General features: G+C 38.9%; 15 protein-coding genes. 5 read left to right on the top strand and 10 right to left on the bottom strand.

Going from position 1 to position 13,051, the window contains the following annotated elements; translation table 11 throughout:
* Positions 1 to 508: 508 nt before the first annotated feature.
* Positions 509 to 1,294: an ATP-grasp domain-containing protein gene (locus ACMX3D_RS14510; protein WP_482752098.1), complete on the bottom strand. Its 786-nt coding sequence runs from the start codon at positions 1,292 to 1,294 to the stop codon at positions 509 to 511.
* Positions 1,295 to 1,722: 428 nt separating this feature from the next.
* Complete coding sequence (locus ACMX3D_RS14505) at positions 1,723 to 3,000, bottom strand: ankyrin repeat domain-containing protein (protein ID WP_482752097.1); 1,278 nt, start codon at positions 2,998 to 3,000, stop codon at positions 1,723 to 1,725.
* 325 nt (positions 3,001 to 3,325) lie between these two features.
* On the opposite strand from ACMX3D_RS14505, the gene ACMX3D_RS14500 reads away from it, so the two are divergent.
* The gene (locus ACMX3D_RS14500) at positions 3,326 to 3,796 is read left to right on the top strand and encodes a DUF4079 domain-containing protein (protein ID WP_482752096.1); all 471 of its coding nucleotides are present in this window, start codon (positions 3,326 to 3,328) and stop codon (positions 3,794 to 3,796) included.
* Between the two features lie 62 nt (positions 3,797 to 3,858).
* On the opposite strand, the gene ACMX3D_RS14495 is transcribed toward ACMX3D_RS14500, so the two are convergent.
* Positions 3,859 to 4,539, bottom strand: a complete 681-nt coding sequence (locus ACMX3D_RS14495) for a DUF1997 domain-containing protein (RefSeq protein WP_482752095.1) — start codon at positions 4,537 to 4,539, stop codon at positions 3,859 to 3,861.
* A gap of 175 nt (positions 4,540 to 4,714) precedes the next feature.
* Here ACMX3D_RS14495 and ACMX3D_RS14490 point away from each other — a divergent pair, with 175 nt between their 5' ends.
* From ACMX3D_RS14490 to ACMX3D_RS14480, 3 genes are all read left to right on the top strand, one after another.
* Complete coding sequence (locus tag ACMX3D_RS14490; RefSeq protein ID WP_482752094.1) at positions 4,715 to 5,371, top strand: NAD(P)H-binding protein; 657 nt, start codon at positions 4,715 to 4,717, stop codon at positions 5,369 to 5,371.
* A 127-nt stretch (positions 5,372 to 5,498) separates the two neighbouring features.
* Entirely contained in the window at positions 5,499 to 6,173 is a 675-nt protein-coding gene (locus ACMX3D_RS14485; RefSeq protein ID WP_482752341.1) for a glycoside hydrolase family 24 protein, read from the top strand.
* A 78-nt stretch (positions 6,174 to 6,251) separates the two neighbouring features.
* Complete coding sequence (locus ACMX3D_RS14480) at positions 6,252 to 6,701, top strand: hypothetical protein (protein WP_482752093.1); 450 nt, start codon at positions 6,252 to 6,254, stop codon at positions 6,699 to 6,701.
* A 129-nt stretch (positions 6,702 to 6,830) separates the two neighbouring features.
* On the opposite strand, the gene menH is transcribed toward ACMX3D_RS14480, so the two are convergent.
* Entirely contained in the window at positions 6,831 to 7,643 is an 813-nt protein-coding gene (gene menH / locus ACMX3D_RS14475; protein WP_482752092.1) for a 2-succinyl-6-hydroxy-2,4-cyclohexadiene-1-carboxylate synthase, read from the bottom strand.
* Between the two features lie 112 nt (positions 7,644 to 7,755).
* On the opposite strand from menH, the gene ACMX3D_RS14470 reads away from it, so the two are divergent.
* The gene (locus tag ACMX3D_RS14470) at positions 7,756 to 8,283 is read left to right on the top strand and encodes a dihydrofolate reductase family protein (RefSeq protein WP_482752091.1); all 528 of its coding nucleotides are present in this window, start codon (positions 7,756 to 7,758) and stop codon (positions 8,281 to 8,283) included.
* A 23-nt stretch (positions 8,284 to 8,306) separates the two neighbouring features.
* On the opposite strand, the gene ACMX3D_RS14465 is transcribed toward ACMX3D_RS14470, so the two are convergent.
* The 6 genes from ACMX3D_RS14465 to ndhL all read right to left on the bottom strand — a co-directional run bounded on the left by ACMX3D_RS14465 (position 8,307) and on the right by ndhL (position 12,804).
* The gene (locus ACMX3D_RS14465; protein WP_482752090.1) at positions 8,307 to 8,759 is read right to left on the bottom strand and encodes a DUF3592 domain-containing protein; all 453 of its coding nucleotides are present in this window, start codon (positions 8,757 to 8,759) and stop codon (positions 8,307 to 8,309) included.
* A 104-nt stretch (positions 8,760 to 8,863) separates the two neighbouring features.
* Entirely contained in the window at positions 8,864 to 9,832 is a 969-nt protein-coding gene (locus ACMX3D_RS14460; RefSeq protein ID WP_482752089.1) for a glutathione S-transferase family protein, read from the bottom strand.
* A 469-nt stretch (positions 9,833 to 10,301) separates the two neighbouring features.
* Positions 10,302 to 10,940, bottom strand: a complete 639-nt coding sequence (locus ACMX3D_RS14455) for a heterocyst differentiation related protein (protein WP_482752088.1) — start codon at positions 10,938 to 10,940, stop codon at positions 10,302 to 10,304.
* 363 nt (positions 10,941 to 11,303) lie between these two features.
* Positions 11,304 to 12,107 carry a tryptophan synthase subunit alpha gene (gene trpA, locus ACMX3D_RS14450; RefSeq protein ID WP_482752087.1) on the bottom strand — a complete coding sequence of 268 codons (804 nt, stop codon included), beginning with the start codon at positions 12,105 to 12,107 and terminating at the stop codon, positions 11,304 to 11,306.
* A gap of 148 nt (positions 12,108 to 12,255) precedes the next feature.
* Entirely contained in the window at positions 12,256 to 12,567 is a 312-nt protein-coding gene (locus ACMX3D_RS14445) for a DUF3007 family protein (protein WP_482752086.1), read from the bottom strand.
* 24 nt (positions 12,568 to 12,591) lie between these two features.
* A complete protein-coding gene (ndhL, locus tag ACMX3D_RS14440; protein WP_482752085.1) occupies positions 12,592 to 12,804 on the bottom strand; it encodes an NAD(P)H-quinone oxidoreductase subunit L in 213 nt (70 codons plus the stop codon).
* Positions 12,805 to 13,051: the final 247 nt, after the last annotated feature.

The raw sequence follows: 13,051 nt of genomic DNA, 5'->3' as shown, positions 1-13,051 counted from the left end.
TCTCTCTCCTGCTTGCCTGCGAACTTAACGATAACGTGAGTTCGACGGATTTAAAAAACCCCTCTCCAAACCTCTACCCTGCAAGGAGGAGCTACTGCGTTGCGGAGGTTCCCTCCGTTGTAGCAAGTGGCGTAGAGGCTTCAAAAGCTTCATTGTTCGTGAATAATCAATTATCTTCAAGCCCCTCTCCGCCTCGGAGAGGGGTTGGGGAGAGGTTCATCGAACTCACGTTAACGATAAGTGATAGGTGATAGGTTACAGTTAAAGAAAAAAGTAGGTTGGGTGGAGACGCACAAGAGATACTGGTAGCAACACGGCAAATATATACTGCGCCGTAACCCAACACCAAATTATAATCTTTTGAGAAAATATTGTGACAGGTAAAATAATTGCAATTTTGCGATTTTATTCATGGCATTTGTTGGGTTCTACTTTCACCCAACATAAGGATGAGGCGATCTTACTCAAACAATATCTTTTCTCTGAGCAGTCCACGCGTGGAAGGTTGTTAGCTGTCAATCCAAATTTGAGCGAAACGTTCAGCCGTCCATCCAACAATATCTGACACTTGGCCATCACCAATTTCTACGATTCGCTTAGTGCCATCTCTACGTTCTACTACATCAACAGAGAAAAACTGGCTCTCAATCCGCTTGGCACACTCAAAAACAATGTTTGGAATTTCTTCATCTGGTAAAGCGGCAAAAGGTTTACCAGATAATATAAAGTAACGCTTTTCGGTTTCTGGGACAAAATCTTCAAGCCGCCGTACACAAATACCTCCCTCAATCGTGCCTCGAAATTTTTGCATCTCGGCAACTACTGTTTTGATTTGTGAAGGTTGACTAATTATGGAACCAACTGAGGTTTTGAGAGACTTAACATAATCTTTGATAAAAAATCCATTCCAGCCAAGTTGGTTCAACTGGTTCTCTAAATCATCCTCGACGGAATAAAATTTAGTCTCTGGAGTTAAATCCGTAATTAAGGGATACCAATTAATCAAATAATGTGTAGCTAAATACTCAGCCTTAGAAGTTAAAACACTTGCCCCTGTACTTTCTACGACACTAACTAATAATTCATAATCTCCGGGCGCGAGTATCCAACCCCGATAGACAACTTTTGAACCAGAAGTTGGGACTGGAATAATCTTTGACGAAACTGTCCCTAACGACTCTAAAGAAATAACACAAGTTGCAAACCCAGCATTTTGCATACAAGCAACTTGCTCCGAGTAAGCTGCATCCGCTTTTTTAGGATTAAAGTAATCGCTAGGAAAAAGGAATATCACAATATCTCAACCAAATATATTTAATTTGCTGATTATACTAATTTTTAAGTATATTTTCTTTTGAAAAATAGGTATAAAATAAATCCAGTACAAGAACTCGTTGCAATTGGGCGGCGATAGCGGTAACGAGTTTGTCGATTCAAGAGGACTCATCGACTAAAACTCCTATAGCTTTGTTTCTGCTGTTGCATTTCTTTCTGCTGCGCTTCAATTAAAATTTCATTCTGTTGTCTGATTGTAGAGAATTGGTATAAGTTCTGACTCATTTTCAACAGACAATCTTTGTGCGTAATACCATTTCACAAAAAATCTGATACAAATACAGACTGTGTAGAGACGCGATATATCGCGTCTCTACAAAATTTATCTTTATCATGATTAACGTGAAATGGTATGAGTCCTAGATAAGTCTTTCACCAGACACGATATTATTCTTGCGCCCCAGCTTTTTGCAAAATCTTGACTATATCTTGATACCCATTAAATTCTGCCAGCATCAAAGCGGTATAGCCACCACGGTTCTTCAAATTCAAATTTGCACCAGCTTGGAGTAATATCTGCACAGTTTCAGTGTGACCCCCGGAAGCAGCCCACATTAATGCTGTTGCGCCAGCCATGTCTTGAAAATTGACATTTGCGCCTTTGGCTAGTAACAGTTTAATGATTTCTATCTGATTGCGTTTGGCAGCCTTGAGTAAAGCAGTCTGACTGTCATTTCCCAGAGTATTAGGATCAGCGCCGTAGTCTAATAATACTTTGACTGTTTGAGTGTGTCCCAAGGATATTGCAGTTATTAAAGGAATCTCTGCTTCTCCATAAAGATTTGCACCAGAATGAAGCAGTGCTTCGAGAATTTCACTGTGTCCTTGCAATACTGCAACTAATGTGGGACTATCGCCTAATTTATTTCTGATTTGGACATTTGCACCCCGACTGAGTAACACTTGCACTACTTCAAGATGGCCTTCAACAACGGCAATATGTAATGCAGTTTCACCGTCTTTGTCTTGCAGATTAATTTCTGCACCTTTATCTAGTAAAGCAGATGCGATCGCACTATTACCGGATGCAGCAGCAGCTGATAAGGCTGTACCACCATCACTGTTTTGTAAGTTGACATTTGCACCAGCCGCTAACAATGCTTGGACAATATCTAAATTTCCCAAATCTGCCGCAATCATCAACAGTGTCTCACCATCTTCATCTTGAAGATTTACATCTGCGTCATTTTGTGATATAAGTTGCACAACTGCTACGTGTCCCTGCTTCACTGCCAATTTTAAAGCAGTGTCATCATCGTTATCAGCAATATTTACATCAGCACCAGCAGCAAGTAATATCCGCACTATCTCCACATAACCTTTAAGTGCAGCTGCCATCAATGCGGTACTGCCATCTTCATTGATAGCATTAACCTCAGCACCTCTCGATATTAAAAGCTGCACAATATCTACTTGTTTATTACTCGCAGCCAACATCAACGCTGTTAACTTATAGCGTTTTCTTGGCAAGTTGATATTTGCCCCCGCATCTAAAAGCGATCGCACAATTTCGGTGTAGCCTAAATTAGCAGCATACATTAACGCCGTCGTCCCGGAGCGATCGCACGTATCCACATTTGCACCAGCAGCTAAAATCTCATTCAGCCGCTTGATATCTCCACTTTTCGCAGCCTTCAGTAGCAAGACATCGTTGTTTTCACTCATGAATTAAATCCTGCCCAGGCAGTTTTCTTATCTATTCCCCAAATTTAGTTTGAAATTCTTTCAGTACTTTTGCAATAGGGCTAAATTGAGAAAGTCTATCTACCCCATATCCCGCCTGAGAATAAATTCTCGGTCTAATAGCACAAGTCCGTTTCAACGGACTGAAATACTATCCTAGTCAGATTTATCTGACTTTAGCTATTAGTCAAGAAATTTATTTCTTGGCGGACTCCTAAATTAATTACGAATTACCAACTACGAACTACGAATTGCCCTTAGACTTATGCTAATTTTTATTAAGATTTAAGAATTGGGCGAGAACACGATGAATCTGGAACTGTCTCCCTCGGTGAAATACTGGCTTAACTTTTTTCACCCGCTAATTATGTGGGTACTTTTAGCGCTTTCACTTTATGCTGCTTATTTGGGATTGCAAGTACAGCGTACCAGAAACGCTCAAGGGGAAGAAAAGAAAGAACTAATTAAAGGCAAATTTAACATCAAACACTACCAAATCGGGTCTATCATCTTAGCTTTGATGGTAGTAGGCGCAGTTGGTGGGATGGCTGTTACCTATATCAATAACGGTAAGTTATTTGTCGGGCCACACTTGCTTGCAGGACTAGGAATGACTAGTTTAGTTGCATTTTCTGCTGCTTTATCTCCTTTCATGCAAAAAGGAGCCAATTGGGCAAGAGTAACTCACATTTTGTTGAATTTCGTGATTTTAGGTCTATTTACTTGGCAGGCTATTACTGGCGTGCAAATTGTCCAAAGAATTCTTTCTAATGCTTAATTAGTCAATGGTCAATAGTCAATGGTCAAAAAATTTTGGACTATTGACTATTGACTTTTTACTCAGCGCTTTTTCTTGGAATGATCAGGAAAAGGTATTCCCAAAGACTGATGAAAGTCTTCTTGAACTTTGCGTGTTAAGCGGCGAGAGACTTGGCGGACAATTTGATTAAGTAAGCGATCACCTGTAGATTGAATGAGAGACTTGGGTAGTCGTTGTATAAATCTGGGAAAGTGCAGATAAACTTTTAAATCTAAATCCCATTCAACTCGCGTTACCTCACCGGAAATCATAGCAGCATCATCAGATTGATACTCTTTTAATTGCATCGATGCTCGATAATCTACGTCATAACCTGGTGCTTGATAATCAGGAATGGGGATCGTCCGAATGCGATATACTCCGTCTTCCGGTGGTAAAAGTTCTAAACCAATTTTAGGCTCCACTTCATAACCAAAAGAGCCAAAACGACCAATAATCAAAGCGTAGCCATTTTCTCCCAATGGCTGTACCTTCATTGGTTCAGCGCAACGTGTAAACCACGACGAATGAGCATTGAGATATTCAGCAACTTGATGTACTGGGGCATACATCTCCATAAAATCGTTGTAGCAACCGCAAAATTGGGTTTGTGTCCCAATTGACTCTGTAACTACATCATCAGTTTCTACTAAGTTGGATTCAACAGGTAAAACAGTGTCTTTTATATCAAAGGATTGATATTCGCCGTTTGTTGAAAGCATCAATTGCATTCCCCTCTGAGTTGGCGTTTGGCTATATTAATGATTCCCAGCTTACTTGGGTGATTTCGCACGCAAGATCTTATTTTGGCTGAAATTTCAAGATTCTGTCACGAACTTTATGAAATTACTAAAATACGGATAAATCACATACTAGTTTTTTAGGATAGCGGTTCTAATGAAAGCATTTGTAGCAGGGGCCACAGGTGAGACAGGTCGCCGAATTGTCCAAGAGTTAGTAGCGCGTAACATTCCCGTGCGTGCGTTAGTGCGGGATATACAGAAAGCTAGAGCGATTTTACCTCCTGATGCGGAGTTGGTTGCTGGCGATGTGTTGCAACCCGAAAGCCTTGCTACTGCATTAGGAGATAGTACTGTATTGCTGTGTGCAACGGGGGCAAAACCAAGTTTTGATCCGACTGGGCCATATAAAGTAGATTTTGAAGGTACTAAAAATTTAGTGGATGCTGCTAAAGCTAAGGGAATTGAGCATTTTGTTTTAGTTTCTTCTTTGTGTACATCTGTGCTATTCCATCCCTTGAATTTGTTCTGGCTGATTTTAGTTTGGAAAAAACAAGCCGAGGAGTATATTCAAAAAAGTGGCCTCACCTATACAATTGTGCGACCTGGTGGTTTGAAAAATGAAGATAACTCTGATGCTATCGTAATGCAGAGCGCAGATACATTATTCGATGGGAGTATTCCTCGACAAAAAGTCGCTCAAGTTTCTGTCGAAGCACTATTTGAGCCAGCCGCACGCAATAAAATTGTCGAGATTATCGCTAAACCAGAAGCGAGTGTAAAAACCTTTGGGGAGTTATTTCAGCAATGCTGAGTCCATAGTTTGTAGTCAATAGTTAAGGCAAATTACCCTTGACTATTGACTATTGACAATTGACCATTAACAAAAACAAAGGAGTGATTCTCTGAAAGATTTTAAACTCAAAGGCGTTGAACAATTAATTGGCCCGATCGCAGCGCTGCTGGCTTTTGTATGCTTATTGCAGTGGTATCTTTTTGGAGACTTGCGATCGCCTTCCGATCCTGTCTTTAATAATAATCAACCACCCCTAGTCATGAAAGGCGGCGACCCTTACATTCGCGCCTTGATGCGAACCATTTCCGCCAGCGAAGCTAATGGTAACCGTCCTTACTCTTTGTTATATGGTGGACAACAAGTAACAGACCTCAGTCGCCACCCAGAAATCTGCGTCACCATCGTTACTGGGCCAAATACAGGTAATTGTTCTACCGCAGCGGGAAGATATCAAATTATCAACACTACTTGGTATAACATTGCCCCGCGCTATCATCCCAACCCTATGAGGATGGTGTTTTGGACTTCTTATAGTTTTGAACCAGAATTTCAAGATGTAGTGGTTTACCGTTGGTTGAATGATATCAAAGTTTGGGGAGTTGATATTTCTCAACTGCTGCGTCAAGGCAAAATCAATGATGTTTTGCGGCGTTTATCTCCAACTTGGACAAGTCTAGGATATGGAATAGAAACTAATTCCATCAGTAGTTCTTTACCTCAGATTTATCAGAAAATGTTACGAGAAGAATTAGCCGCAGCCAATCAACCACCGTCTGTAAATAAAACACCAAATTCAACACTAATACCTAAGACAAATTGATCTAAATATTAATTTAACAATGGCAATACGACTAAGGTAGCACTTACATTAAATTTAAATTGATGATGAGTATTTCCCATGTCCATCAAAAGAAAATCTAAAATCACAGCAAACCCTCAAAGAAAAAAAACTAAAATTTCGCAGAACAAAATCAAAGTCAATTTTGCTGAATTATCAGCAGCATCAAAACGCTCGTGGGGAATTCCCAGCTATTATGAATCCTATACATACGAGTGTATTGCTTGTGGTAAATATTCAGAATTTCCCGCAAGTCTTCAACAGCAGTGGTATGAAGAAAAGAAAAAATACTTTTGGATGCGCCCGAATAAATGCCCTGTATGTTATGCAGAGTCTATAAAACTAAAGCGTGAAATAGCAAATTTTTCTGAATTATTAAAAACATCATTGACTATACCTGAGTTAACAGAGATGTTAGCTAAAGTCGAACGATTTAGCATCCTGAATAATAAGAAATGTGACTGGTCGCTTTATAATCGCATCAAAAAAATACTACAAAGCAAGGTATAGTCATCCATCCGTTATTTAAAAAACAATTTTACCAAGTTACTATTTATATGTATTCACCCTAGACTTATTCTTCAAAACAGGTAGAATGTCAACAATCAAACAAAAATTAAAGTAATTGAAGTTTATATATTAATATATTGTCAAAAAATCTTGAATATGCTGCACAAACTCTTTAGTATTCTCTAAGTGAATATTATGCGCAGAATTACTAATTATTTTTAACTGAGTAAATTTGCATAATTCAGCTATTTTTGTATTAATATTTATAAATTTTTCATCATTAATACCTACTAGTAAAAGTAAAGGTACTGTATTAGCCTTAAGCTTCTCCAATAAAGAAGTTTGACTCCCAGTTCCCATCAATCGTAGTGATTTAGCCAACTCAAGCGGTTGATTTTGTAACCTACTATCCAACATTTTGTCAAAATCGGGATGATTTTTGATAGCACCAAAAATTGGCTGATTGTACCAATTTAGTAAAAACTCTCGAAACTCATTTTTAGAAACACATCTTGTTAGGTTCCTCGCTATTTGTTCATCTTTTTTCACACGTTCTAATCGTTCTTGTTCTGTAGCCAAACCTGGAGAAGCTGATTCTAACACAACCTTATAAAAACGTTCAGGAAAATGCAGGGTGAGGTATAAAGCTAATCTTCCACCCATTGAATAGCCAACTAAAAAGCATTTAGGGATATTCAACTCATCTAATAAATTAATTAAAGCTTGAGCAGTTTGTTCAATTGTATAGTATTTATCTTCACCTAAAACTTGAGTTTTCCCATGTCCGGGAAGGTCAAGTGTGAGATAAGAAAATTTTGTACCTAATAATTTTATAACTTCATCAAACTCATCCAACTGCCCAATAAAACCGTGTAATAAAACAATATATGGTTTATCTGTATAGCTAATTAACTTATAGTTAAATTGATAATTTTTCTGCATATTTTATTTAGTATAAACATTTACTCAAAAACAAAAATATAATTTTTTCCGTAAGGTCATCATATGCTAATGTATTATCTCTAATCAAGAGTTACTCAATTCCAGGGATATTATGCGAAAAATTAGTTTATTTATTGCTTCTAGTTTTGACGGATATATTGCTAGAGAATCAGGTGAAATAGATTGGCTATTTACAGACCAAGACTATGGTTATACAGAATTTATTTCTGAAGTTGATACATTAATTATGGGTAATAAGACTTATCAGCAAGTATTAGGATTTGATGAATATCCATATACTGATCAAGAAGTTTTTGTACTTTCTAATACTCATCAAGGTAAAGCAGAAAATAACGCAACATTTGTAAATGCTGATTGGCATGATTTTATTACAAATCTGCGTCAATCTAACGGTGGTGTGATTTGGCTAGTTGGAGGCGCACAGACAATCCAGTATTTTTTGAAGCATAATTTTATTGATGAAATAATTCTATCAATTCATCCAATTATATTAGGCAGTGGTATTCCCTTAATTATTAATGACTCAAGTCTAGAAACAAAACTTGAGTTGAAAAATGTTAAAACTTATGATTCAGGTTTAGTGCAAGTTACTTACCATGTGAAAATAAAATTAAATTAATATATAATCATCTGCCCATCACTTTATTTTCTAGGCAGGAATGATTTAACTAATGGAATTCCTCCGATTAATACAAAAATTGAACCAAAACCAATAAATATAGTCGGGATAATCCATAAATCTGACTCAGAATTTATCATTGCAGATTCTGGCTCTTGAGGATTGTAGAGAATTTCTACTTTTTGACCTTTAGTATATGCTGGAGGATTACTACCACTATCAGCTTCAAATTCTATTGGTTTACCAGAGTTTGCAGTAAATTTGATTACTGGATAATAAGCAGTAGAAGCACCGCCGTCACTGTTTCTAGATGTATGTTTTACCAAATCAATCACAGTTCCTTGGGTGGAGATAGATTTGCCGAAAAAACTGCGAGTATTCAAGGCAAGTATGATGCTTATAATTACAAAAATACTACCAACCCCAGCGAATACAGATCCAAATGTGCGAAAAAAAGCTACATCTTCATTTGCCATATAATTTTTAACAATTAGGCAGATATTTACCTTTGAGTACTAAAATTTTGGTACATGATAATTGATATTGTTGATTTAACAAAGGAAATTTTAGAAAAGAATATTTAGTTTTGGCGATCGCGGCGATTATAAGGTAAGTCAAAATTAATGATGGGGCCTACTGGCACAATACCATTGGGATTCAATTCTGGTAAGCCTAGATAATAAAGTTGCTTGATATGACTGATATTACACCATTGCTTGACACCTGGATATTGATATAATTCTCGGCAATAGTTCCAGAGATTGGGATGCTCAACTAACCGCTTCAAATTACATTTAAATAAACCATAATATGCCAAGTCAAATCGAAATAAAGTAGTAAACAAGCACCAATCTGCTAATGTAATTTCTTCACCGCAGAGATATGGTTGTTTACCTAAGACTTTTTCCCAATATTCCAATGCGAGAAATAATTCTTTTAGTGCTTGTTCGTAAGCAGTTTGAGATGCAGCAAAACCTACACGATATACACCATTATTTATAGGTTGGTAAATAGCATCTATGGTTTCATCAATTAAAGTTTGCAACGATTTTGGATAAAAATCTACCATCTTCTCCGCGAAAAAATTAAATTCTGTATTCAATATTTGAATAATTTGGCAAGATTCATTATTGATAATTGTTTGTGTGTGTTTATCCCACAACACTGGGACGGTAACTCGCCCGGTGTAAGTTGGATTAGCCTTAGTGTAAATTTGCCAAAGATAATCAGCTTGGTTAACTTTATCTCGAATACATCCTGGTTTATCTGAGAATTTCCATCCTTGGTTGCTAATTACAGGATCAACAATAGAAAGACCAATAACTTTATCAAGTCCTTTCAAAGCGCGTAATAAAACAGTGCGATGCGCCCAAGGACAACCCAAAGAAACATACAGATGATATCTACCTGCTTCTGCTCTAAATCCACTTGCGCCATCAGCTGTAATCTTATGATGAAACTGCGTTGGCGTTCGCTGAAACTCGCCGTTTTCGTTACGTTCTGTCCAGACAGTTGTCCACTGGCCGTTAACTAATCTACCTAATGCCATATTTTTTCCCTGTATGAATTTGTGTTCTCATCCAAAGTGTCAGCTGCCATGCTGAAATATAAAGTGAGTTGGCGATAGTTTAGCAGGCTTTTGACATGGTTTTGCGCGATCGCCTGTGCAACTACCCATCAACTTTTTTACCTATAGTGATGGCGTTGCTTCAAACAGCTCAAGCTTTGGCTGAATCATCAGACACAGGGATATATAGATTGAAACAGATTATCCTAAATAGAACATAAATAAAAAAACTAAGCATCAAGGCGAATATTTCACCTTATGCTTGATCTAACTCGCAAGTGTTTTATCAAGAAGAATTCAGGAATCAGAATTCAGCATGATTTTTGTACAACTGTGTACTGTGTGATGAATATTAGTTTAAAACCTTATCCCTTGTGGGCAGAACTAGTATTAAATATTATTCCTTGTGAAAACTTCATCCCTTTTCTGTATTCTGGCTCCTGTTGGATAATTAATGCATTTCGTCGTATTCTGGCGCTTCAACTCTTCTCGCTTCTGCACGAGAAGGTGGGAGAAATTCAGCCCGACGCACAGGAACTAAAGGTGTTGTAGAACCTTGATAAGGATGAATTACCTGTACTGTCCGAGTCGGACGGTTGCGTGGCCCAAACAAAGCCAATACTCCAGCAACTACAATACCACCACCCACAGTCAGTGTCGCGCCTCCCACAGCCCAAACAATGGGTGAAGACCACCAAGCATTTTGAGATTGGAATGCTTCAGACGCTACTTTTTGACTCTGTTGTTGAGCTAATTGCAACTGTTGAGCATTGAAATTATCGAGTAGCCGTTGGTTTTGCACCCTTAACTGTTCGTTATCGTTTTTTAAACGGTCGAAATCAGCTTTTAACTGACTAAATTCAGCCCGTTGTTCAGGACTGGACACATTAGGTGGCTGAGGATTGGGATAGGGTTGTCCGTAGGCTGAAGGATATTGCACTGGTGGCTGTAGCTGGGGTGCAACTACAGTGGGTAATTGGGGGGTAACAGCGAAGTTTGGTTGTAAGGGATTATTTGTTCCCTTGAGCAAAACAAGAGCCGCCAGACCAGCCACAGCGACTCCACCGATAAATGCCATGCTCTCACTCATCGCCTTTGTCCCTCAACTGCGACGTAATTATTTGTGACTGACACACTCTCACACTCATAATATGTATACTTACTCAACTTCACCTAAACACTCAAAGTATAAGCGGCAGCATCAGCTAGTTTTTTTACAGCCTGCAATCTGCTGTTAATATTCAAGACTATAAACGTCAAATTGTCTACTAAACCAGGGTAAAAAAACTACACTGTTATACATTCTTAATCTACTTTTTCTTAGGTGGCAAGAAAGTGATGGGTCAAGAGTCAAGAGTCAAGTATCAATAGATCAATAATTCACCCCCACTCCCTAACGCCACTGAGGGAGTCTGGCGACCGAACGCAGTGGCTCCTCCCCATTTCCCATTCCCTATTCCCTATTGCGTAGAGCAGTTTTGAGACTTTGGCAAAATTCAGCGATCGCCTTCAGCCCTTCTTCTGGAGTACCTTCTGCTAAACGTTTGACAAAAGCACTACCGACAATTGCTGCATCTGCGCCCCAATCTCTTACCTGACGGGCTTGCTCAACTTGCGAAATTCCAAAACCAACACCGATGGGTTTATCAGTAACATTGCGTATTTGTTGAAGCAAATCTGACACTCGTGTTTCTATTTGCGATCGCATCCCTGTAACACCAGTGACACTAACCAAATAGATAAATCCTTGGGAAGAACGAGCTATGGATTCAATTCTGTCAGCAGAACTAGTAGGCGCTACCAATAAAGTTAAATCAATCCCAATCTCACTAGCAGGTTTGAGCAAACCACCCGCTTCCTCAAGTGGTAAATCAGGTACTACCAAACCTGCTACCCCCACCGCCGCAATTTGCTGGAGAAACTTTTCAATTCCTCGGTGCAGAATTGGGTTGTAATAAGTAAATAAAATAATTGGCGCTTGCAAATTGGGAGTAACTCCTTGCAGCATTTCGAGAACAGCTTCTAATTTTGTTCCTTTTTGCAAAGCACGAGTAGCAGCCGCCTGAATGACTGGCCCATCTGCAAGCGGATCAGAATAAGGAACACCCAGTTCAATCATGTCAGCACCACTGCGATCAAGAATTTGCAAAGCAGATGCAGTGGTTGCTAAATCTGGGTCACCAGCAGTAATAAACGGAATCAGAGCGCACTCTTGATTCCGTCTTAAGGTTTCAAAGCGATCGGAAATGGCGGTCATTAGTCAACAATCAAAAGTCAAGGGTCAATAGTCAAAAGAAATGACTATTGACTATTGACTCATAAAATGATCACTTTACAAAACTCAGTGCTGAGCGCTGAGTACTTCTTAATTTACTCAGCACTCAGCACTCGGAACTCAGCACTTTTTACATCTGAGATTGCTTTTCTTGTTCAATCTCAGCTTGAAGTTTCGCTAGTTCTTCCGGCGTAAGTTCGTCCAGTCGCTTTTGGAAAAAAGCTTGTTCGTACTCTTCCCGTTGTTGATGGTAGGTCATATTTTTATTCACAGCGCGGTAAACATAAGTGCTTACCCAACCAATCAAGCCAATCACTAAGACAACTTGGCTCCATATCCCAGCTTGTTGACCATCTAAGCCAAAAAGCTGTAATCCCACATAAGCCAAGCCACCAGCAATAAAAATACCTAAACCAATTCCAAGAGCGTCGATGCGTCGCATGAGAGTTATGACCTACCAATCTCGTTAGACTTCAATTTTTCGCGGTTGTGGTCGCAGATTCACAAACGGCGACAGAACCAATAAACCGGGAAAGAAGAAGAAAACCAAAAAGTACATAAAAGTACGCTCAATAGAGGTGGCTACATACCACCGCTGCTTGAGGTAAAACAGTACAGCCACAGGGAAGACTAATAAATAAGCTCCAGCCAAAATCAGATACAGCAGGGCTACGATCATAGGTTTTTTCTCTTTGTAGACAAGGCCATTCAGTGCATCTGTTTCTCATCATAGGCTGAACGCGTAGCTTCAGGAAAGTCAAACAATTTTAGATTTGAGATTTTGGATTTTGGATTGACTCTACAGCAACAATGGGGGTTTGGGCATTTGAGATTTTGGATTTTTAGATAAGTTGCCAAAAATTCCGCACTTTTACCTGGACAAAATTCAGGAAGGTGCTACAATAGCAAAGCCAGTGTCTAAAAAG

The organism is Anabaena sp. TISTR 8404 (assembly GCF_056847745.1).
Note: the sequence above shows the minus strand (reverse complement) of the source record. Positions and strands in the feature narration are given on the sequence as shown.